Annotated in this window: 18 protein-coding genes; 8 read left to right on the top strand and 10 right to left on the bottom strand. The window is 47.3% G+C overall.

The window, feature by feature from the left end; all coding sequences use genetic code 11:
* Position 1 precedes the first annotated feature (1 nt).
* The 3 genes from atzF to HGT73_RS04590 all read right to left on the bottom strand — a co-directional run bounded on the left by atzF (position 2) and on the right by HGT73_RS04590 (position 4,487).
* Positions 2 to 1,786: an allophanate hydrolase gene (gene atzF / locus HGT73_RS04600; RefSeq protein ID WP_214212471.1), complete on the bottom strand. Its 1,785-nt coding sequence runs from the start codon at positions 1,784 to 1,786 to the stop codon at positions 2 to 4.
* Positions 1,787 to 2,015: 229 nt separating this feature from the next.
* On the bottom strand, positions 2,016 to 3,983 hold the full coding sequence (locus HGT73_RS04595; protein ID WP_214212470.1) for a TonB-dependent copper receptor: 1,968 nt from the start codon (positions 3,981 to 3,983) through the stop codon (positions 2,016 to 2,018).
* A 96-nt stretch (positions 3,984 to 4,079) separates the two neighbouring features.
* The gene (locus HGT73_RS04590) at positions 4,080 to 4,487 is read right to left on the bottom strand and encodes a DUF2946 family protein (RefSeq protein ID WP_214212469.1); all 408 of its coding nucleotides are present in this window, start codon (positions 4,485 to 4,487) and stop codon (positions 4,080 to 4,082) included.
* Positions 4,488 to 4,655: 168 nt separating this feature from the next.
* On the opposite strand from HGT73_RS04590, the gene HGT73_RS04585 reads away from it, so the two are divergent.
* A complete protein-coding gene (locus HGT73_RS04585) occupies positions 4,656 to 5,546 on the top strand; it encodes a lysine exporter LysO family protein (protein WP_214212468.1) in 891 nt (296 codons plus the stop codon).
* Positions 5,543 to 6,238 carry an alpha/beta hydrolase gene (locus HGT73_RS04580; protein WP_214212467.1) on the top strand — a complete coding sequence of 232 codons (696 nt, stop codon included), beginning with the start codon at positions 5,543 to 5,545 and terminating at the stop codon, positions 6,236 to 6,238. Before HGT73_RS04585 ends, HGT73_RS04580 begins: the two co-directional genes overlap by 4 nt.
* Here the strand turns inward: HGT73_RS04580 and HGT73_RS04575 are convergent.
* Positions 6,216 to 6,395, bottom strand: coding sequence for a YdiH family protein (locus tag HGT73_RS04575; RefSeq protein WP_214212466.1), 180 nt, complete (start codon positions 6,393 to 6,395; stop codon positions 6,216 to 6,218). The genes HGT73_RS04580 and HGT73_RS04575 overlap by 23 nt on opposite strands.
* A 290-nt stretch (positions 6,396 to 6,685) precedes the next feature.
* Between HGT73_RS04575 and HGT73_RS04570 the strand changes: the two genes are divergently transcribed.
* The 3 genes from HGT73_RS04570 to HGT73_RS04560 are packed head-to-tail and all read left to right on the top strand — an operon-like array spanning position 6,686 to position 9,926.
* Positions 6,686 to 7,657, top strand: a complete 972-nt coding sequence (locus tag HGT73_RS04570) for an HlyD family secretion protein (RefSeq protein WP_214212465.1) — start codon at positions 6,686 to 6,688, stop codon at positions 7,655 to 7,657.
* Complete coding sequence (locus HGT73_RS04565; RefSeq protein WP_214212464.1) at positions 7,639 to 8,793, top strand: ABC transporter permease; 1,155 nt, start codon at positions 7,639 to 7,641, stop codon at positions 8,791 to 8,793. The genes HGT73_RS04570 and HGT73_RS04565 overlap by 19 nt, the downstream gene beginning before the upstream one ends.
* Positions 8,790 to 9,926 (top strand): ABC transporter permease, encoded by a 1,137-nt coding sequence (locus HGT73_RS04560; RefSeq protein ID WP_214212463.1) that lies wholly within the window; start codon positions 8,790 to 8,792, stop codon positions 9,924 to 9,926. The genes HGT73_RS04565 and HGT73_RS04560 overlap by 4 nt, the downstream gene beginning before the upstream one ends.
* A gap of 56 nt (positions 9,927 to 9,982) precedes the next feature.
* Here the strand turns inward: HGT73_RS04560 and HGT73_RS04555 are convergent, their stop codons facing one another.
* Together HGT73_RS04555 and HGT73_RS04550 are read right to left on the bottom strand one after the other, a co-directional pair.
* A complete protein-coding gene (locus tag HGT73_RS04555; RefSeq protein WP_214212462.1) occupies positions 9,983 to 11,947 on the bottom strand; it encodes an FUSC family protein in 1,965 nt (654 codons plus the stop codon).
* 891 nt (positions 11,948 to 12,838) lie between these two features.
* Complete coding sequence (locus tag HGT73_RS04550; protein ID WP_214212461.1) at positions 12,839 to 13,579, bottom strand: aspartate/glutamate racemase family protein; 741 nt, start codon at positions 13,577 to 13,579, stop codon at positions 12,839 to 12,841.
* Between the two features lie 247 nt (positions 13,580 to 13,826).
* Between HGT73_RS04550 and HGT73_RS04545 the strand changes: the two genes are divergently transcribed.
* The 3 genes from HGT73_RS04545 (at position 13,827) to HGT73_RS04535 (ending at position 17,289) form a co-directional block, all read left to right on the top strand.
* Positions 13,827 to 15,320, top strand: coding sequence for an NCS1 family nucleobase:cation symporter-1 (locus HGT73_RS04545; RefSeq protein WP_214212460.1), 1,494 nt, complete (start codon positions 13,827 to 13,829; stop codon positions 15,318 to 15,320).
* A gap of 81 nt (positions 15,321 to 15,401) precedes the next feature.
* Positions 15,402 to 16,004: a 2OG-Fe(II) oxygenase gene (locus HGT73_RS04540; RefSeq protein WP_214212459.1), complete on the top strand. Its 603-nt coding sequence runs from the start codon at positions 15,402 to 15,404 to the stop codon at positions 16,002 to 16,004.
* Positions 16,005 to 16,128: 124 nt separating this feature from the next.
* Entirely contained in the window at positions 16,129 to 17,289 is a 1,161-nt protein-coding gene (locus HGT73_RS04535) for an MFS transporter (RefSeq protein ID WP_241606878.1), read from the top strand.
* A 40-nt stretch (positions 17,290 to 17,329) separates the two neighbouring features.
* On the opposite strand, the gene HGT73_RS04530 is transcribed toward HGT73_RS04535, so the two are convergent.
* From HGT73_RS04530 to HGT73_RS04515, 4 genes are all read right to left on the bottom strand, one after another.
* A complete protein-coding gene (locus HGT73_RS04530) occupies positions 17,330 to 18,754 on the bottom strand; it encodes a cytochrome c (RefSeq protein WP_214212458.1) in 1,425 nt (474 codons plus the stop codon).
* Positions 18,751 to 20,406: a GMC family oxidoreductase gene (locus HGT73_RS04525; protein WP_214212457.1), complete on the bottom strand. Its 1,656-nt coding sequence runs from the start codon at positions 20,404 to 20,406 to the stop codon at positions 18,751 to 18,753. The genes HGT73_RS04530 and HGT73_RS04525 overlap by 4 nt, the downstream gene beginning before the upstream one ends.
* A 38-nt stretch (positions 20,407 to 20,444) precedes the next feature.
* Positions 20,445 to 21,008, bottom strand: coding sequence for a sugar dehydrogenase complex small subunit (locus tag HGT73_RS04520; RefSeq protein WP_214212456.1), 564 nt, complete (start codon positions 21,006 to 21,008; stop codon positions 20,445 to 20,447).
* A gap of 124 nt (positions 21,009 to 21,132) precedes the next feature.
* On the bottom strand, positions 21,133 to 22,617 hold the full coding sequence (locus HGT73_RS04515; RefSeq protein ID WP_214212455.1) for a SulP family inorganic anion transporter: 1,485 nt from the start codon (positions 22,615 to 22,617) through the stop codon (positions 21,133 to 21,135).
* Positions 22,618 to 22,642: the final 25 nt, after the last annotated feature.

Below are 22,642 nucleotides of genomic sequence, written 5' to 3'. Positions count from 1 at the left end.
CTTATTTTTCCTCCTGAGCGGTGAGCCAATGACGCCAACCGCCAAAGGCGGTGATCTCTAGCGCATCGGTTAATTCGGCGGGCTCACAAATAAAGCCTTTCACGATCCTTCCATCCCTTAGCGTTAGGCTACCTATCCCTAATGGGGCAGGAATTTCTGCCACAAACTCCCCAAAGCGAGCGAGTGGAATGTCCCATAGCTCTACGATAATGGCTTTTCCGCTATCGCTGCGCAGTAATCCGGGTTTTTTGATGGGGCCATTAAGCAGGGCAAACAGACGGTAATTTTCAGCAGTTTGGGTCTCTTCAATGAATACCGCATTACGTGTGGTTAATTGATAATTTAAAGGCATACCGGTCAGATGTGCGCCGACAACTGCAACACGGACATGATCAGGGGATGGCGGTAATCCTGCCGCGCTGTGTGGATAAGGTTGACTTGTTGCTCCAAGTGGGAGAGCGAGCTGTTTCTGCCAGCGGCACCCAAATTCAGCTAAGGCACGGTCGTGCCAAGCGCCAGCCAGTAAGGTGATCCCCGCAGGCAGCCCATCATCGCGAAAAGGGGCTGGGAGGGCGAGGGCACTGAGGTCGGCGAGATTGGTAAAGTTGGTATAAAAACCGAGTTGCGAATTTAGCCCAATCGGATCATCGGGCATGGCGGCTAAGCGATGAATAGTCGGTGAAGTCGGCACGATCAATGCATCGAACGGCAGTAAGGTTTGTTGGATCTGACGACTTAATTCCGCACGAAGATATTCGGCACGATAGGCATCCACGGCAGAGTATTGTAAGCCTTGGCGAATCACTTGATAGACCACGGGGTCCATTTTTTCGGGTTGGTCAATCATCTCGCCAATGGCAGCGGTTCGTTCTGCTACCCAAGGACCGGCATAGAGTTGCTCGGCTAGTTGCTGAAAAGGTGAGAAATCGATAGGTTCTAGCTGTGCACCACTCAACTGTAATGCCTCTACGGCTTTCTGCCAAGCACGCTCTGCGTGGCTATCGCCAAAAAAATTCAGGGTATCGGGAATGGCAAAAATGGGTTGAGTACGAAATTGTGCGGGCGCTTTTTGTAAGGGCTGCCGGGAATAGGCCTCCTGTTCATCGTAGCCTCCCGCGATAGTGGCAACATGATAAGCCTCTGCAACGGTGAGTGCGAACAGCGAGATCGTATCATTTAGGCGGCAAGCGGGAATAACACCGCGGGCAGAAAGCCAGCCTTTGGTCGGTTTTAGCCCGACAATATTATTGAATCCTGCCGGTATTCGGCCTGAACCTGCGGTGTCAGTCCCCAAAGAGAAGGCAACTAAACCACGAGCGAGTACTGAAGCTGAACCTGAGCTTGAACCGCCACTAATATAAGCACTATCGAAACTATTACAGACCGCCCCATATGGCGAGCGCGTGCCAACTAATCCGGTGGCATATTGGTCAAGATTGGTTTTACCGATCACAATTGCCCCAGCGGCCTTAAGACGTGCGACAACTTCCGCGTCTTGGGTAGGGGTAACAATTGCCGCCGGACAAGCCGCACTCGTCGGCCATCCAGCGACATCAATATTATCCTTAATAGCAAAAGGGACCCCCCATAGCGGTAGCGAGGGGGAGAGTGTCTGCAATGTGGACAGCTGTTCATCCAACTGCTGCGGTGTAGCAAGCGTTATCCAGGCCGTGTCTTGGCGATCGATCGCGGCAAGGTGCGTATGCAGTAACTGAGCGAGATGGGGTAGACCCTGTGAAGCCTGTTCACGCCATTCTTGAATCGTGTAGCCAAAGGTTGCCGGCATAATTGAATCCCATGTTGTATACAAGATGGGATTCAACAGAGCAATAACTATGCCAAATCGCTATTTCGCTGTTTTAGTTGAGTTTCTCTTATATGGTTGTGGGCGATGCCCCTTAAACCCTCTTGAGCTTGCACTGTAAACTATCATGCTGCCACAGCAATAGTGCAGGGCTGTTCGGTTGCGATCTCCGCAGCCCCGTCAAGGTCAGAACAGCATAACAAGTTAACCCTTAAAAATGGTACGTCAACGTTAGCCAGTAACTTCTCCCTGGTTCATTAATACGGGTTGTAGAGGGGTAACCGAAGCGACTATTACCGGCAAGGTTAAGATGTTCGCTATATGTCTTATTCAGCAAATTATCGATACCGATAGTCAGGGCGAATTTATCGGTAAATTGATAGCGACTGTTGGCCGCGAGGGTGACGAATCCGGCACTGGATCCAAAATCTTTACCCACCACATTACCGTCGTTTTTCGCAACGCGATGCTGGGCACTGACAACGCGAATCAGCCCAGTGGCACTCAATGCGCCTTGCTGCCATGTTGCTCCCCAGCGTGTTTCTAACGGTGGTATTTGTGGTAAGGGACGATGCTGTTGACGGTTTTCGGCTTGGGCATAGCTGACACTAGCCTCAAGTTTCCACTGCTCCGTCCACTGATAGTCGGCACCTAATTCACCACCGAAAATCAAGGCATCAACATTCTTAACATCAGAAATACGTGTTGCAGCCGGGTGATAGCGGAAGAGGATAAAGTCCTCAACCCAACCGATATAGGCGGAGATCCAGGTATTGAGTTGTTTATCGTGATACTTTGCACCGATATCAAGCTGCATGGTTTTTTCTGGTTTCACTTGGCGAAACGCGCCAGAGCGTCCATCCGCGCCATAAGTTGGCGAGAATAATTCCCAGTAATCGGGAAAGCGTTGGGTATAACCCAGTCCGGCATAAAGCATCATTGCGGATTGAGCGGGGCTGTGCTCAACCCGTAAAAAACCGGCAGGTAACCACGTATGGCGCTCTACGGCAGTTGTTGTGCGCCTATCTTTTGCCTGTGCGAAATCAATCCGTGCACCACTGATTAACGAATTGGAGGGATTGAGTGTATACCGTAATTCACTAAACATCCCATAGTCACTAAACTGTGCATCATTACGCCATCCCTGAATCCGCTTACGGCGATGATGATTAGTTTGCATATCTGCACCGCTTTGGAGTTGAGTCTCTCCCCATTGCCAAGTTCCCATCATCCGCCCACCCATGGTTTTACGGCCGACTTCGCTACGCATTGGCATCACCATTCCTATTTGGGGATGGCGGAGTGAGAAATTATCCATGACATGGTCAGCATTATTAACGTAAACATTACTGGTGAATTCGGTGAAGGTTTCGCTGATATTCTGTTTTTGTATTTTAGCGCCGAGACTTTGGCGCTTAAACTGGGACCCATCCATACCTCTACCGGCGTAACGGGCGTTACCATTCCCTTGCCCAGCAGTCACTTCTATTAACGTTGTGGCATCGGGAGTCCAACCCAGCGTTATATCGCTGTTCCATTTTCGCCATTGTGAAGGCACCGTATTACCCTTGCCATCATGATAATCATTGGATCGAGCATGATTGCCCGTGACGCGTAAATAGCCATCTTGATGACCAAGTGTGATATCTGCATTTTGATCGTTGCGTTGGCGTGATGCGCTCAGAAGACTCGCCGTACCCTGTATCCCGGATTGAGTGAAGCTGGGGGGGAGGCGTTCAAAACGTAACGTACCCGCTGAATTCCCGGGTCCCCAAAGGACAGTCTGTGGTCCTTTTATCAGGGTCATTAGGTCAAGGTTCTCTGGTGAAATATAGGAAGAAGGGGCATCCATACGACTGCCACAGGCCCCTAACATCTCGCCATCATTGATTAACATGCGTAAGCGCGAGCCGAACATACCGCGAAAAATGGGGTCGCCGTTGGTGCCGCCATTTCTAATTTGTGAAAAGCCAGGAATAGTGTGTAAATAGTCTGACCCATCACTGGCCGGGAGAGGTTGGCGAGGGGTCTTCGTCGAGACGACAACTTCTAAAGGCGATGTGAGGGGCGCAGAAACAATCAGGGTAGATGGTTGTGTTGCTGCACGAGAAACCCAAGGCAGAGCAACGCTCAGTAATGCAAACGCGAGAGACAAAGAAAAAAAGAGGTGTTGAGACATAAAACGTCCTTTTATGCAGGCGTGAGGATGCCTAGCAAAATGAGCACTAAACGGTCACCTTCAACAGAAGGGGCTAAAGATCAGTATTTCAGGCGTTTAAGAAAAGGGGGGTGCACGAGCATGGCTTGGTAACCAGTAACCGTTGCAGCATAGGCCAATAAATCGCGGGAAGTGGCGAACCACAATAGGCGCGTAATGATGTAAAAGTGTCAGGAGAATAAGTAAGGGGATAACCGGAATATGCGCCCACAGCGAACAATATCCGCATGCTAGAGTGTCGAGCTGCTGACCTTCAATAGTTTCGGCTAATGGTTTCCCTGAGGTCGTTTCGTTAAGGCAGTGGTCACTGATCATGACAGCGAGGGGGGCCGACGAAGGAACAGGCGAAATGTTACGAGTAATGTGGCTCGAAACGGTTGGTCCCATAAAAAGCAACGCGAGGGTTAGCATCGCGAGTTGAGCGGTCCAACGCTGAACAAGAGAAGGTAGGTGCAAATTGGTCATCCTTTAACATATTGCCCGGCCATAGTACGGCAAAACAGGAAGGGTGACTACCTCTCTTAACCTGTTATCGAATTTATCGTGGTGATTCACGAGCTTAATGAATGAATTAATGATAAGTTTATTTTGATACATTTATTAACCTGTCTACTTAATAAGAAATAAAACGTTATGCAACATGCTGTATTTGCCATTTTTATGCTGCTCGCTGTATTGCTTATCGGTTGGGGAGTCGGTACGCAACTGCCCCTTTCTCTACGTCAACTGGCGATAAAGTCGTTAAGCTCGATTGTCCTGCTACTCCTTCTAAGCATGGGGCTGGATTTTGCGGAGGTTTTCAGTCAAAGCCAAATAGGGGGCACGATTATTTATCATGCTGCACTGCTCGCGGGCTTAACTACGCTGATTACCGGTGGACTGTTATTTCGCAAACCGAACGTTGTGAAAAACCAAACAGAATTACCCTCTTTACTGTCGGCATTTGGAGGGTGTTTGAAGGCGATCTCAGCGTTTATTCTGGGATTGGCAATCGGTCATTTTACCCATTTCACGTTAGGCGTAATTGGATTATCGAGTAACAGTATCCTTTATCTTATGCTGTTTTGTGTGGGGATCGATTTAGTCGGCTTTAGAGTGACAACGTTAACTCGTCAATTAGTTACCGTACCACTGCTCGCGCTACTCGGTTACGTAATAGCGGCACTTCTTTTTAGTTCTATCACTAATTTTACCTGGCAGCAGTCATTGCTCGTCGCCAGTGGATTGGGATGGTTTTCCCTGTCTGGGCCAATGGTTCATCAGTTAGTGGATGTGCAAATGGGAGCCTTAGCCTTTATGACGGATTTTTTTCGTGAATTATTGAGTATCGTCTTTCTTTATTTTTTTGGACGACGTCAACCCCTTGCCGCCGTAGGCTTAAGCGGCGCCGCAGCGATGGATTCAGCATTACCCTTTATCAAGCAAAATTGTGATGCCGCCTATATTCCTTATGCCATCTTTAGTGGGCTAGTACTGACATTAACCGCTCCCTTTTTGATCACTTTGGTCGCGACCTTACTATGAGAATCTGGCATCGTTATTGCTTGACTGTCGTGCTGATCCTGCTGGCGAGTCCCGTTTGTGCAGCACTTAACGGTCTGTTGCTGACACCTCAAAATGGTCAGCCAGCACGCCATTTACTGGTACTCCTGCACGGTTATGGCAGTAACGAACAAGACCTATTACCCATCGCCGACTTCCTGGCCGCGGATTACGCGGTCGTGAGCTTAAGGGCTCCAATTGCGCTGGGGGGTGATCATTACGCTTGGTATCGGGCAGGGGATCTTAGTCAGTCAGATATTGACGCGGCAAGCGGTCAGGTGATCGTGAGAGTCAGGCAATTACAACAACAATTGGCGATAAGCCCGGCACGAACACTCTTAGCGGGCTTTAGTCAAGGCGCAGTGATGGGGTGGAATATTGCGTTTCACTATCCGACTTCTGTTGGGGCGATAGCCATCTTTAGTGGGCATCTTCCCCCCAGCCTACCGCATACCGCACCTTTAGGTCTGTTGCCCAGTGTATTTGTCGGTCATGGGCGAGCTGACGAGAGGATACCCTTAGCACTGGACGAACAAGCAGTAGCGAGTGCTCAAAGATGGGGGTATAGCGTGGCTTTTCATCGTTATGCCCAACAAGGCCATACCATTAGCTCCCCAGAGTTAGAGGATTTCAAGCACTGGGCGCAGGCCTTTACGCCTCAAACATCTGATTGATGGAAGAAGATGGGTATGAGCCGTTGAGTAGCTGTACAAATTCGTGCTCTGCGCGCTCTACCGCTATTAAAAACTGCTCAGGGCTGAAATTTTTTTGTTGTTGTGTCACGTAAGCAATCGCTAATTCTTTGCTAGTAAAGCGTTGAGTAGAAAACATAGCCAAGCTCCTTAAGTTATTCTCAGCAGTGTAGAAGGGGTTATTGAAGAAAGAAAATGGCTTTTGAAAATGAATATAATTGGTAAAACCTTATAAATTTTATCGTCCTTCAGTCTATAAACAGTTAGGCAGCCCTTTTAATCAAAGAATCTGCATTGAAAGTCGACTATAGTCAGCGGTTTGAATAAGATTTACTACTTAGCGGGGTGCTTTTTCTTACTTGGTACATTACGCTTAGTTTTGGAGAAGAGGGAAATCAGTCTTTTGCTGATTAATTCTGGAGTCAGTTGATGAGTAAAAAAATTATTTTTACTGTGTTAGTCATGATAGCAATTGTTTCATTGGCGGTTTTTTTCCGGGTACAGAATCAAGACTTATTACTGCAAGGTGAAGTGGATGCCCCCGAAGTCATTGTTGCCTCTAAAGCAAAAGGCCGAGTGGTTGAGCGTTTGGTCGAGCGAGGGGATGATGTTAAAGCGGGACAGGTGATTATTCGCCTTGATGCTCCTGAGCTGATTGCAGAATTAAAAGCGGCAGAAGCAGCGCGTGATCAAGCTAAATACACTCTTGAAATGTCACAAAATGGCACACGTAAGGAGAGTATTCGTCAACTCACGGCTGCACTTGAGGGTGCGCGGGCTGATTATCAGAATGCAGAAGAAAACTATCGTCGTAACCAAAGCGTTGCGGCAAAAGGGTATATTTCTGCACAAGATCTTGATAATGCCCGTAACTCAAGGGATACCGCGCTACATAATATGCAAAGTGCTCAAGCCAACCTCGATGAGGGCTTGCATGGCGATCGTTGGGAGCAGCGCGATGTTTACAGCGCACAACTACAACAAGCGGAACAACAATTAGCGGAAGTCCAAGCTCAGACTGATGATCTAAATGTTAAAGCGCCTGTTGATGGTGAAGTCGGGCCTATCCCCGCAGAAGTGGGTGATTTATTAAGTGCAGGCAGTCCGCTGGTGACCTTAGTTCGATTACCGCAAGCCTATTTTATTTTTAACCTACGCGAAGACATCCTTGCCCATGTTCGCAAGGGCGATGTGATCCACCTTCGTGTTCCGGCGCTTAATAATCAGATCATTGAAGCCCGTGTCCATTACATTGCGCCATTGGGTGACTTCTCAACCAAAAGTGCCACGCGGGCAACCGGGGATTTTGATCTAAAAACCTTTGAAGTACGTTTATGGCCAACTAAACCCGTTAGCGGCTTACGTCAGGGAATGAGTGCGTTATGGCAGTGGAAACATTAAAGAAAGGCTTTCGAGCCTTTCGTCGAGCCTTCAATAGAGAAATTCGCATTAGTGCGCGAAAACCAGCGATACACTGGTTAACCTGGTGTTTCCCGTTGCTACTTTTTTGGTTACTGAGCAGTAATTTTTCAGAAGGCACTTTAATGAATTTACCGGTGGCGGTGATCGACAACGACCATAGCCAATTGTCTCGGGAATTGATTAGAAAACTTGATGCCAGTCCGCATGCAAAGCTGACCGAGTGGCAAGGGGGACTTGCTGAGTCCTTACATAAACTGCGTACCGCGCAGGATTATGGACTGCTTTACATCCCGCCCGACTTTGAAAAAAATGTACTCTCAGCGCAACAACCGAAGGTCGCTTTTTATTACAATGCGTTGTATTACGGAGCGGGGCTATACTCCACCCAAGACTTTTCCGGGTTGATTACTGCATTGAACAGCGAGTACCGTAGTGCTGTTGAGGCAAAGATTGGTAAAACGGTTCCGAGCTTACCTTCCGTTTCGTTGGTTTATCGTAGCTTATTTAACGCCAGCGGCAGTTATATTTACTATCAACAATTCGCTGCGACGATTCACTTAATTCAGCTGTTTGTCGTGACCACCATGATTTATGTCTTGTCACGCAGTAAGCCGCTTATCTATTCTGATCGTTTTGGTTGGACTTTACTGGGGAAACTCGCGCCTTACACTCTGGTCTATACCACGATTTTAATGGGGGAGATTGCGCTTTTGGTATGGGTATTTTCAGCGCGCTTTGTCGGTAATCCTTACTATATGTTTGCTGTAGCGTTCTTCTACATAATGGCGGCACAGAGCTTGGGGTTGATGCTATTCACCTTCACGCGCACGGCGATCAGCGCGTATACATTGATGGCTATTTTTGTCACCATCGCGTTGGCTTTTTCGGGGTTAGGGATGCCGGAACTGTCAATGCCTCTGCCCGCGCAGTTTATTGCGAATCTCGAACCTCTTACACATGCCTTATATGCCATGTTTGATTTGTTCATTCGTAAAGTGCCCGCTCGACCGGTGATCAGTGTTTGTGCACTGCTTGCGGTGTATCCGATTGTGGTCGGATTACTGGTGTTTCGTCGCTTACCGAAGCGGTTACGGGAACAAGAGGCGATGGTATGAGTAGCTATTGGAGTACCTTTAAAAAGGTATTGGCAGGGATGCTGGAAAAGCCAATGTGGGCGATGCTATTACTGTCTTTATGTATTATTAGTATGGTCTATGCTAAGGGGTCGGTATGGGAAATGCCGATCGGGGTGGTTGATTTAGACCATAGCTCGGCAAGCCATCTACTGATTCGTAACTTAAATGCCAGCCCCAAGCTCAGTATTGTTAGTTATGATCAATTGGACCAAGCTCAGCATGATATGGGCTATCGCAAATTATTTGCGGTGATTGAGATCCCTGTTGATTTTGAAAAGAAGATGCTGTCCGGGATTAGTGTTGCTATTCCTGTGTTTGGTGATGCCACTAACCGTCTCCCTAATGGTCAGATCCAACAGAACGTACTGGCTGCGTACCAGCAAATGCTGACCCAATATGAAGTTGAATTGATGATGAAAAATCAATTTACGCCTTCACAAGCCAGTGTGGTGCTAAGCCCAATGACCGGCTTAACTTTGCCGTTATTTAACCCAGGGATCAGTTTCGCGGCGATTATCTTTCCAGGGCTTCTGGTTATGTTATTGCAACACTCACTGCTTATTGCGAGTGTGCGGGTCTGTTTAATGATGAGCAGTGGCGGACGACCTAAAGTCTCTGTCGTGCTAGGCGCACTCTCTGCCCTTGTGCCAATCTGGTTATTTTTATCCATCGTTTTATTCGCGTTATGGCCGTGGGTGTTAGGCTATAAGCAGGCAGCATCTATTCCTGAAATTTTACTGATGACGTTCCCTTTTCTTCTAGCCGTTCTGGGGCTGGGGAGACTACTCACCGAATGTATTCGCCGTGTGGAAATGGTTTACTTGACCCTATCCTTTATCACCACGCCAGTATTTTACATCTCCGGAACGATTTGGCCGTTACAAGCAATGCCGGCACCCGTTCGCTTTATTTCGAGTATGTTTCCTTCAACGTGGGCGATCAAAGCTATTGCCGGGGTTAACCAGATGGGGCTTTCGTTGCGTGAAGCATTGCCTGATATCTGTATGCTACTGCTGCTTTTCGTTTTTTATAGCTTGCTCAGTCTTATTCTGACCGTTTTACGCGATAGACGCCTGCTCAGTAAATTAGTTCATCGCGGTACGCATCATTAATAGCAATATCTCGCAGATGGCGCGCCGTCTGCAAGATACAGGCATTGCTCTGGCTATTAACCATCAATCAGTGGTGCTTTATGATGTTCCAATAATTGTTGAAGATCTTCCACCACAATAGTTAACTTTTCGGGGGTCGGGAGTTGACTAATTTCCAGACAATAACGTTGTAATAATCCCTGTAACTGTAAAAAGGCGCGCTCTCGTTGGAGTGCCAGCTTGCTGGTGGACAACAACGTTGCACAATCTCTAATTTCTTGGTGAAACTCCGTTAAGCCTGGGAAATTATGGATAGTGATGGCATTAATCCGTCGATAAATAATAATCAAATTAATCGCCAGCTGGTAGCGAACCAAATGACGGTTATCGAGAGTGATGAGCTGTAGCAGTTGATCATACAGCGCACTAAGATGATTTCTTTTACGCCGTTGTGGATTGGTGGTCAGTGTCTGCAATGCAGTCACTAAAATATTTCTGATAAGCGCATTGGCAATATGCATTTTATGGAGATCAGGAATGATGGCGATGATCACCAGCGAGACGATGGCGCCGACAATTTGTCCCAGCCCGCTGTCTAGCGTATGGCTGAAGTTGAAGACTTCAGGGTTATTAATCGGAATCAGATTAAAAATAAACATTAATGATGCCCCACTGCCCACTATTTTATATTGAACCGCGAGGGCGAGAATAAAGACGACAAGGCCCAGTGCTATAATCAATAGCAGAAAACTCTGTTGGGTCGCAGGTAAGATCACTAAATAAAAGAGCATGCTAATCGGCAAAATGTAAATCATACCGTAGACAAAATCGAGACCTAAGGCTTTGGGACTCTCCGCCCGCATCGCTAGAGTGGTGACGATACTGGCAATAATCAAAAAGCCACTGATCGCGTTCGGGTCCATCACCAACCAAAGGATACAGCCACTGGCAGTGGTGATAAAGGTCCGCACGGCGTTGATAAAAGCATGCTTACGCTGCGCGCTACGTGCGGTAGAAATGGCATACCGCTCAATAATCTCTATTTCGATCTGATGTAACGGTTGATGAGAATGCAGACCACGTAACAAAATACGTAGCTCTTTCATTGCTTTAAGCCAAGCACTTACTGAATAAGGTGTCTGTTCGGCAGGAAGCTGATGAATGAGAAACGTGAATTGGTGTAATTTTTTATTTAACTGTTCCACAGTCTGAACATCATCTTGGAAAAGCAGATACCAATGACTACTGTATTTATCCGGACGTTGTTGGAAGTATTGATGTGTTTCATAGGTTAGGGTACAGAGGTGAAACAGAATACCGTTGATGCCTTTTAACCGACGATGCAACATGCTCGAATAATGTGAGGACTCCATGCGTAATGTTTGGCGCATGGCTTGCAGGGCCTTAGCTTGAGTAAGACGTTCACGAAAATGACTTTCAAAGCTATTTGCCTCGTCTTGGGTAAAGCATTGTGTGAGCAACTGATAGCAATTGAGGGGTAACTCTGCGACGCGTTGGTCGATGGTGCGTTTTATCGACCGCGGGAGGAAAAGTAGATCAGAAAAGATCAAACAGAGTAGGCCCAAGGTAATTTCAAAAAAACGATAAAGGGCGATTTGTACTACATCATCCGGTGTCTGCCAGGCGGTTATTAAAATAATAAATACACTGTAGCCGGCTAAGCCAAATGCATAACTGATTTCTTGTTTAACAATGGTAAATAGCCATGAAAAAAAACCGGCCCATAGACAACAGGCGAGCAGGAGCAGCACGGGTGATCGGCTAAACAATATCATAATGACGACACCGCCAACACAGCCAACTGCGGTACCAATTAACCGTAAAAAACCACGAAAACGCAGTACACCACTCATTGGCTCACCGCCACTGGCAAAAGCGGGAGATGCCGCAATAATCGCCACGGTCATCATTGACCATTTTGGCGTATCTAATTGCAGTATAAAACTCAATGCGAGTGCGAGGAGCAGCGCACAGGTTGTCTTACAGGCAAAGCGCAGCCGGTAAAAAAGTGAATTATGCATTATTTTGTAATCTAAAAAATTTTAGAAAATAGGGTTTTTGCCTGCTGGCAAGGGTAATGGTAATTAAGAAGAGGCTTAGCGGTTTGACAACATGGTGGCGTTTCCACGAGTTAATGTGGGAGCTATATTACGCATTTCCAAAAAAAGTGAAAGTATGACGCTGATCAAAAAATAGATATTTTTTTGTGGCGATTTAATTTATTTATCGTTGTTCGGGAAATATCAGCCTAGATCGCTCCTTTGCTCCTTTATCTGTAAACTGAGTGGCAAGGATGGGAAGACTCATTTCAGCAGTAAAAAACAAATATTGCATCGATATGAAGGTTCTACCTTCCCATTATTTTTTCGCCGCGAGTCCAACGCCCCTGTCGCGATATAAAAGAAATTGCTCTGACGGCGCTATTATCTCCCCTTATTGATGGCTGAAACCCTAGATATTGGCTTTTCTGAGTGAATCAATGGACTGAAAATCCTGCTAATTAGTGATTATCTAATTGATAATTATATGGAATTATTTTTTTGCAGCGTGTCTACAACATTACCCTTCGATAGACTGGCAGAACTCGCAGGGTATTAAGCCGATAAAGATGTGTTGATTGAGTCGTGATTTGTGTTGAAAAGAAGATCAAGTCATCACTCTGTGGGGAAGGTGTAAAGTAAGTGGAGTCAGTCACGACAATTTGGCGATACGCAGAGTAAAAAAAACGCTGACGGGAAATACAGTCGCCTTTATTGATAAGAATTTTTCACTATCGTAGGGTGTCGCGTGCGACACCCTGAGGGCGAACGTCGCTGTCGAGCAACAACGCATAAGGTGATGCCTTATTCGGCGACGTTTCGCCGCCGGAAATAAAATCTTATCGATTGAGATTGAGTCAGCGACTTTTATAATTAGGCTAAACACTCGGCAAAAGGACCGCTGATCCCTTTATTGCGCGGGAAATCTAAATCCCCCCATTTGCTGGTGGTGATACCTAAATTTAATAGTGATTCCAGTAAAGTCACCGCAGCACTGACGCCATCAATAACCGGTATTTCAAGCGTTTCACTTAATTCTGCGGCAAGATCCGCCATTCCCCCACAACCTAAAATAATCGCGCCGACGTTGTCTTCCTGTTTTGCCTTGAGACAATAGTCACGTACTTTTTGCTGTGCGGTACCACTACCATCTTCTAAGCTCAACACCGGTAAGTCGATGGCATGAATTGCGGCACATTGCTCATAAAAACCGTAGCGGTGCAATAGGTGGCGCGCAATAATCACGGTGCGCGGGAGTGTCGTGACAATCGAAAAGCGTGTCGCCACTAGGGTAGCAACGTGCATGGCTGCTTCAGCAATACCGATGACCGGTCCTTTAGCTAATTCACGAGCGGCTAATAACCCCGGATCGCCAAAACAGGCGATAATATGGCCTTGTACGCCTCGCGCTTCTCCCGCACGGATCTGCTGTAAAATTCCAAGGGTGGCGACCGCTTCATCGAAATGCCCTTCAATTGACGGTACCCCTTGGTGGGGACAGACAGCATCAATGTCAAGGCGATCTCCAGCAATGTGACGAGCAGTTATCGCCATTGTGTCAGTCATGGCTTGGCTGGTGTTAGGGTTTATCAATTGAATCCGATGGCGGGGCATAATGTCTCCAAAGTGAGCAGGGGGATGCTAGCTAAATGTGCAAAAAAGGCTGCATTGCACTGTAATGAATCTTAAGGGGTGACTGCAAGTTGTAATTTTTGCTCAAACTAGGTGCCTTTTTTTCCATTTTTTACTTGTGTAGGGCGGTGGGATAAGCGATTGAAATTTTTATTTCAATAAAAGCAGTATTGGTATGTTCTTTGCAAATTTGAGTCATCAGATCGATTTCGTTCACGAGGATTGCATAATGGCTCACCCAGATTCGGTATCACAACAGCATTATCCTGCCAGTTACAGCCCGAAATTGACCAATGAAGATTTGGCTCCGGTCAAAAATCCCCACTGGTCTTGGTATAATATTTTTTCATTTTGGATGTCCGATATTCACAGCATGGGTGGCTATGTCGTTGCGGCCAGTTTTTTTGCTCTAGGTTTAGCTGGCTGGCAGGTTTTACTCTGCCTGCTGGTGGGGATCTGTATTGTGCAGATTGCAGCAAATCTCATTGCGCGCCCTAGCCAAATGACGGGCGTACCTTATGCGGTGGTGTGTCGCCAAGCATTCGGTGTATTTGGGGCGAATATCCCAGCGGTGATCCGTGGACTCATTGCGTTTGCTTGGTATGGTATCCAAACGTGGTTAGCCTCAAATGCCTTATTACTGGTTCTCCTCAAATTCTGGCCAACGTTAACGCCGTTAACCGTGCCGCATTTTGTTGGTCTTTCAGCGTTAGGCTGGATCTGTTTTGCGGTGATGTGGTGTGTGCAAGCCCTAGTGTTTTGGCGTGGCATGAGAACGATTCAACACTTTATCGATATTGCTGGGCCAGCGGTTTACATTGTGATGTTAGCCCTCGCGGTCTGGATCGTCTCGCAGACGGGCTGGACAGGTATTTCACTAACACTGTCTGATAAAACCTTGACTGTTTCACAGCAGACTTGGCAGATGATCACCGCAATCTCTTTGGTCGTTTCCTATTTCTCAGGGCCGTTACTGAATTTTGGTGATTTCGCGCGTTACGGTAAATCAATGAAAGAAGTGCGCCGTGGCAACCGTTGGGGTCTACCTTTTAACTTTTTGCTCTTTTCTGTCATTACTGTAGTGATTGTGTCGGGGACTAAAAATCTGTATGGCCAGATGATCACCGACCCGATCGAAACGGTAGCACACACCGGCAATGGTTTAGTTATGGCGCTAGCACTGTTAACGATGATTGTCGCCACGGTCGGTATAAATATTGTTGCCAACTTCGTATCACCGGCGTTTGACTTCTCAAACTGTGCGCCGCAAAAAATCAGTTTCCGTATGGGAGGGATGATTGCAGCCGTTGGTTCAGTGTTATTAACGCCTTGGAATCTTTTCCAATCTCCAGAATTAATCCACTATAGTTTGGATGTGCTGGGAGCGTTTATCGGGCCATTGTTTGGTATTTTGCTTTGTGACTTTTATCTGATCAAACGTGGAAAAATTGAGGTTGATGAGTTGTTTAATGCGACAGCACAAGGGCGTTACTGGTATCAAGGTGGTATTAATGTGCGGGCGGTGCTGGCGTTAGTCCCGGCAGTGACCATTGGGCTTATCATTAGCTTTATTCCGAGCTTACATGAAGTGGCGAATTTCAGTTGGTTTATCGGTGTCGGGATTGCCTCAGCCGCGCACTATCTTCTCCATGCTCGTGAGGCAGTGGAACATCCCGCGACACCGCAATCTCTTGCGCGGTTAGTGACAGGTAAAGAATCCTAAACCTGATGTTTATCGCATAGTCGCTACACAAAACTAGCGTTATACTGCGCATCCCTTATTTTGTGGATGTCGCAGTTAATCATGATCAACACAAGCGATTTTATTGAGCAGTTATGTGAGCAGGGGTGGTACTCCCAGCAACAAGTTATCCCGGGTGAATGGGTGACTGCCTTGGCCGATCTCTGCCATAAACGGACTTTTTTACAAGCGGGTATTGGCCAAGGAATAAAGAATCTTATTAATGAAGCCATCCGCTCAGATAGCATTAGTTGGATTGATGCAAGTGAAACGGACCCTGCCGTAAAATATTATCTGTCGCTGGTCGACGAAATACAGCAACTGCTCAACCGTGAATTCTATTTAGGATTAAATGGTTTTGAAGGGCACTTTTCTCGTTACCCACAGGGTGCTTTTTATAAACCGCACTATGACTGCTTTGCTCAAGATAAGCGGCGTGCAGTGACTCTGATCTTCTATATTAATCAGAACTGGCGTCCCGATAATGGTGGCGAGCTCTGCTTACATCTTCCTGAAGGCCAAAAAATTATTGAGCCGGTTGCCGGAAGCATGGTCTGCTTTCTTTCTGAACAAATTCTCCATGAAGTCTTGCCGACCCACGTAGAAAGGATGGCGTTGACCGGTTGGTTTGTTCGTCATCAAGGGCAAGATTACTTTTACAGCTAGTAAAATACTGGAAAACGCTCTGGTAATTTTCCGAACCGTGATCAGCGTGCCATAATAGTGACTTGATTTTTTTATGTGGCGAATTTGCCTCGATCTTTTCACTTAGAAATTTTATGGAGTCGTTGTGTCACAAACGAAAACTGAACATCTCGGATTAGCTCAGCTTGCCTTAGCCATTGGTGGTTTTGCCATTGGTACGGGTGAATTTGCGATTATGGGATTATTGCCCGATGTGGCACATGGCTTAAACAGTTCAATTACCCGGGTAGGGGATGCAATTAGTAGCTATGCCTTAGGGGTTGTCGTCGGTGCGCCATTGATTGCGGTTATCTTCTCCCGTGTTTCACGCCAGCGTTTACTCATAGCATTAATGTGTCTTTTTACTTTGGGGAATGTGGCCAGTGCCTTAGCACCTGGTTATCTCTCTTTTGTTCTAATGCGGTTTATTACCGGGTTACCCCACGGTGCCTATTTTGGTGTGGCCGCTTTAGTCGCTGCATCGATGGTTCCTGCACACCAACGTGGTAAAGCCATTAGTCGGATGATGTTGGGCTTGACGGTGGCCACGCTACTCGGTGTACCGGTGGTATCGTGGATTGGCCATCATCTGAGCTGGCAATGGGCATTTTGGCTAGTGGGTGGCTGTGCGGTCCTTTCATTACTAATGATTATTCGCTATGTCCCGTTTAGCCAAGGCGATAGCGCGGCTCATCCACTGCGTGAACTAACAGCGCTAAAAAAACCTCAGGTTTTATTAACATTACTGACGGGCGCGACCGGTTTTGGCGGTATGTTTGCTGTATTTAGTTATATTACACCGACGATGATTCACCATGCGGGCATGAGTGAAGCACAAATTCCTTGGGTCATGGCCGCTTTTGGATTGGGGATGATTGTGGGTAGCTCGCTAGGCGGTAAATTTGCTGATTTAGGGGTCAAGAAAACAATTGGTTTTTCCTTATTATGGAATATCGCCATTATGGTGCTCTTCTGTTTCCTTTCACAATACGTTATCACCGGCTTCTTCGCGGCCTTCTTGATTGGTACAGCAGGGCTATTGATCCCTTCCTTACAAATTCGTTTGATGGATGTTGCCGGTGAAGCGCAGACGTTAGCCGCGGCGATGAATCATTCTGCGCTTAATTTGGCTAATGCTCTTGGTGCATTTTTAGGGGGACTAGTTATAGATGCGGGCTTTGGCTGGATTTCAACGGCATGGGTCGGTACGATCCTTGCTGTGATGGGGTTAGTGATTTTCTTACTGTCACTTCGGGTGAAAGAGTAACGATCATCCCGGTCCCCATAGGGGCCGGGAAATCATCGGACTACAACTTATGTTTTTGACGGCTACGACGTAACCGGACACCAATCACTATCAGAATAAGGATAACGATACCGACGGCAATACCCGGTACCATGTAAGGTTGTGCTGCAGCTAAAAACGGTAATCGTCCGCCTTTACGTATCCATGCGACGTCTCCGGCTTGTACCGTCACCTGTGGATTACCGTAATTATGCAAAACATAATTACTGATATCGGCCACTTGTTGGTCGGTCAATTTATCCACGTAAGACGGCGAACTGAATCCCGGCATTAAGACATCGTGATCTTGGGTGGTGCGTCTGACCCCAAAAAGAATCGCAGAGATAAGGTTATCCGGGTGGATCATGCCGGTTGCCGTATTATGGAACAGGGAAGGGTAGTCTTGATTTTGACTGCCCGCGCCGTCCGGTTGGTGGCAGCTAGCACAGTTACCACTAAACAGCTTGGCTCCGCTATCTAAGGCATTATAAGCATTATTTGGAGCATCCCCACGCACTTCGCCTTCCACACTGACCGGTTTACCATAACTATAAGCCGGGGTGCTTTCGCCAGGGGTACGGATCGGGGTGGTTTGTTTTAAATAAACGGCAATAGCGTGCAAATCGCTGTCTGGGAGATACTGTAAGCTATGCTCCACCGCTTCGGCCATTCCTGCGGCTGCTTGGTTTTTACCTACGGCACGACCCGTTTTCAGGTAACTCACTAGCTCATCTTCACGCCAGCCACCGATACCACTGATAGGATCAGATGTAATATTGGGAGCATACCAACTGCCTAATGGCGCACCCGCTAAGGCTTGATCCTGTTTTTCTGACATCAAAAAGTTACGAGGAGTATGGCAGGTATCACAGTGTTCAAGGCCATTTACCAAATAATTACCCCGATTCCATTCGGCACTTTGATTATTATCGGCTTTAAACTGCGCTGTACTTCCAAAAATGGCATTCCACGCCCCCATACTAAAACGTAAATTGAAAGGGAAAGGAAGTTTGGTTTCAATATTGGGCTGATCAACCGGTTTAACGTCATGCATAAAGTAGGCATAGAGCGCATGGACGTCTTCATCGGTCATTAAGTGGTAGGAGGTATAAGGCATGGCAGGATAGAGATGTTGACCATCAGCCCTGATACCTTCACGTATTGCTCTGGCGAACTGAGCTTCAGTATAGTGACCAATCCCTTGTGGTGACGGAGTAATGTTGGTCGAATAGATAGCCCCCATTGGCGAGGCAATCGCGTAGCCGCCAGAAAATGCTGTCTTGCTGCCAGGCGCTGTGTGACAGGCTTGACAGTCTGAGGCAATCGCCACTTGTTCACCGTGGGCAATTAAGGCCGCACCGTTATCTTGCTGGGCATCCGCGTAAGCCAACGGGGTGGTGAGTAAAGCCAGTAAGCAGGTCAGTGTTTTATTAAGACGAAAAATCATACTGTCCCCTTAAGGCGTTGAGCCATATCATGTGCCGCTTTTAAACCTAAGGCAGCCATTGTTAGTGTACTGTTGACAACACTTGCTGAGGGAATCGCGCCGCCACCGGGTAACCAGAGGTTTTCGTGATCAAAGCTACGACAGTTACCATCGACAACGGCATCCTTTGCCGATGCGCCCATGATGGTGCCACCCATAATATGGTTATTGGCATTAAGGCTAGTCGTGATAGTGAATTCTTTACCGTTAAATAATGTGCCGATATGGCGTAATTGCTCATGGGCTGCATCAGCGCCTTTGCGAACATAATCACCGACATCATAGTGGATATCTGGGCAAGCTAGGCCATGTGCATCTTTACGATCTGCGCTGAGCGTTAATCGATTTTCAGGGTCTGGTAAAGGCTCAAGACTAATTGAGAGGTCAACGCCGTGGGTTGCACGGTAGCGGATCTCCTCGTCTAACGCTTTGCCAACTAAGCCTTTTGCTAAGGCTTGTTTTGTCGCAGGCACTACGCGCGAGATATTATTGAGGATCATTTTATTCGCGGAGTAGTCACGACGGAAATCGCCATCACGGGGTCCAACCATGCAACTACTTTGTGCCGGACCTCGACCTAACCACATTGGTTCTTCGGTGAGGAAACTACAGTGAAAGCCGGAGTGATCCATCATATTGCGGCCAACCATATCCGAGCTGTTCGCAATACCGGTTGGGTTGGCCTTATTTGCCGCCAGTAGTAGCAAGCGAGGCGTTTCAATCCCGTTACAGGCGAGTGCAAACATCTTCGCAGTGGCTTTATGAGAGGCTTTTTGATTGTCCAGCCAATGCACCGCAGTAATACGGTTATTATCATCAGTATCAATTTTGTAGACCACGGATTCTGATAACACAACTGCACCTTGACGTTCGGCACGCTCAACGTGATGGATACCGTTATACATTGCCCCAATAGGACAAATTGGTTGGCAGTTATTATTGCCGCAGCACACCGGACGACCTTCCCAAGGACGGGTACTTCGCCCTTGTGGGATAGGAACTAGGTTATAACCGTGTGGGTTCACTACGCTGGCAAAATAATTATCACCGTGGGCAAAAGGAACCATATTCATCGGGTAAGGACGACTACGCTCAGAAGGTGACTGCATTTGGGGATCTTGAGGCCCTGCCACGCCAATTTCATATTCGGCTTCGCAATACCAAGGCTCTAATTCTTGATAGGAAATAGGCCAGTCACGCCCGACATTATATTTACTCTTCATCACGAAATCGCTCGGATGATGGCGCCAGCATGAGGCCGCCCAGTGCCAAGTCGTTCCCCCAACGGTACGTAAATAACCTTGTTGGAAACTTCCGGCACTCGGCCCTGTGACATTAATATAATTATTTGGCGGAAAGTAAAGAGGCGCTGGGGCAAGAGGCGATTGGGGATAAAGACCTTGGAAGTCAGAGCCAGCACGGTTAGCAAAAGGCATATTTCGCCAATTCTCGACGGCCTGAGCGCGGGTAATACGTAAGCCAGCTTCAAGAATTAGCACCGAGTAGCCCTGTGCGACCAATCGGTCAGCAATCATGCCGCCGACAATACCCGATCCAACGATGACAATATCGGCGCTCACATCGCCACTTGCAGTAAATTCTGGTTTTTTCATAGTTGTTTTTATCGTTATTTGTAGTGTGAAAAAAGGGATTACAGCGCGTCGATGACTGCGGTGCTATCAGCATCGGGCACGGGGGCTGTCCACCATAGTGGACCATTGCCGCAGTAGGTCGGCACGACCAGTCCATCACTGACCGTGCGATACATTAAGGCTTGTTGATAGCTGACCAATGTACCGTGATAATCATCACCCACCGTTCCGGTATACCATGCGGTGACAATCTGTTGCAGCAGTGTCTGTACGCCAGCCGCTTGGGCTTGACTCACCAACGCTTGCGCACTCATATCCGTCGTGATTAGTTGGGCAAGGGGCTGTAGCTGCTGAGCAAATGTCGCGTCCCGTTTAACGAAAGCGTTATAAAAATGCGCGGCTAATTCAGCATTAATCTGTTTATGTTCGGTAATGGTTTGCGTAATGCGGATAAAGGCGAGGATTGGGTCGCCCTGAGAAGCCGTATTTTGTGCAAGGGCCGATAGGGGTAAGGCAGTGACAAAGCAACCTGCTGTAACGATAAGCGAATTTTTGAGAAATTGACGGCGATTGGTATCGGTACCAATTGAATCATTGTCCGAGTGTGGCGTAGTAGGTGTCATAGTCTTCACAACATAATGTGATAAAGTTCACATAATATAGTGAAATGCGTCGTAGATGTAAAAACATTATAATCAATGAGGATAAAAAAAGCAGAGGCAAACGGGGTCGCTTACCTCCGTTATATTACTGCCTGTGGGAAGAGACCTTTTGATGTATCGCTTCGCTGGATCCTGCCAAACCAACCAAGGTGACTGTACACTGATAACGCTGGTAACGATGCTCAATTGAATCTAATACATTAACACTCGACGCATCCCAAACTTGCGCCGCAGACAGATCGATAATGACCTCTTTTGGATCATTGGCATAATCGAAGTGTTCATATAAATCATTACTACTGGCGAAAAAAAGCGGTCCTGTGACATGATAAGTGACCCGCTCTCCCCCTGTAGAGAGAACACGCTGTGCAACCGTTAGATGGCTAATACGCCGGGTAAACAGTAGCGTAGCAAAAATAGTGCCTACCACAACTCCCAAGGCAAGGTTACTTGTCCAGATGGTGATAACCACGGTGACCGCCATTATTAGGGTCTCGGTAACGGGTAAACGGCGCAGGGTGTTAGGGTGCAGGCTATGCCAGTTAAGGGTTTTTAATGCGACAATCACCATAATTGCGGCCAGCACTACCATGGGGATTTTAGCCATGACTTGACTCAATACACTGACTAATAGTAGAAGAACTGCGGCGGCGACAATGGTGGAGACTCGACTCCGTGCCTTCCCCAATTCAACATTGACGATGGTTTGACCGATCATTGCACAGCCGGCAATCCCACCATAAAAGGCGGCAAAAATATTCGCGATTCCTAGTCCCCAGGATTCACGATGTTTATTTGATCGGCTATCGGTCAGTTCATCCACCAACTTAGCGGTAAGCAGAGATTCCATTAATCCGACTAATGCAACACTGACGGCAGCAGGCCAAATAATATTAAGCGTGTGCCAATTTAATGGAACTTGTAGAGCGTTAATACCGGGTAAACCGGGAGTCATCGACCCTTCATCCCCAACATTAGGTAAGGTGATGCCGCCATAAACGCTAATCGCCGTTAATAGCACAATAGCGATCAGGGGAGCGGGAATGGCTGTAAAGAGGCGTGGCAATCCAAGCACGATAAGCAGAGTAATCGCGAAGAATACCCATACCATCGCCCCATGTCCTAGAATATGCGGCATTTGAGCCATAAAAATTAAGATGCCTAAGGCATTAACAAAACCCGTCATTACAGCCTGCGGGATATAACGCATCATCCTTGCAAGTCCGAGCACTCCGAAGAGGATTTGCAGCCCACCGGCTAGCACCACCGTCGGTAAAATATAGTTAACCCCTTGTGCGGCCACCATTGGACCTATCACTAAAGCCACTGACCCCGCAGCGGCACTCACCATAGCAGGGCGTCCACCAATCAATGATAACGTAAAGCAGATCACTACCGAGGCGATTAAACTGACTTTAGGGTCCACCCCAGAGACCACAGAGAACGAGATAACCTCGGGAATTAGCGCGAGGGCAGTCACAATCCCCGCCAGACTTTCATTGACCAGTAATACCGGGGATGACAACACTGATTTGACACGATCTGCTTTACATATAGAACTGGGTTCCATTTATTTAACCTTGTTAAAAACGGAT

Source organism: Rosenbergiella australiborealis (assembly GCF_018494035.1).
In the GTDB taxonomy this organism is placed as follows: Bacteria; Pseudomonadota; Gammaproteobacteria; order Enterobacterales; family Enterobacteriaceae; genus Rosenbergiella; species Rosenbergiella australiborealis.
This window is presented reverse-complemented; position numbering and strand designations above follow the sequence as displayed.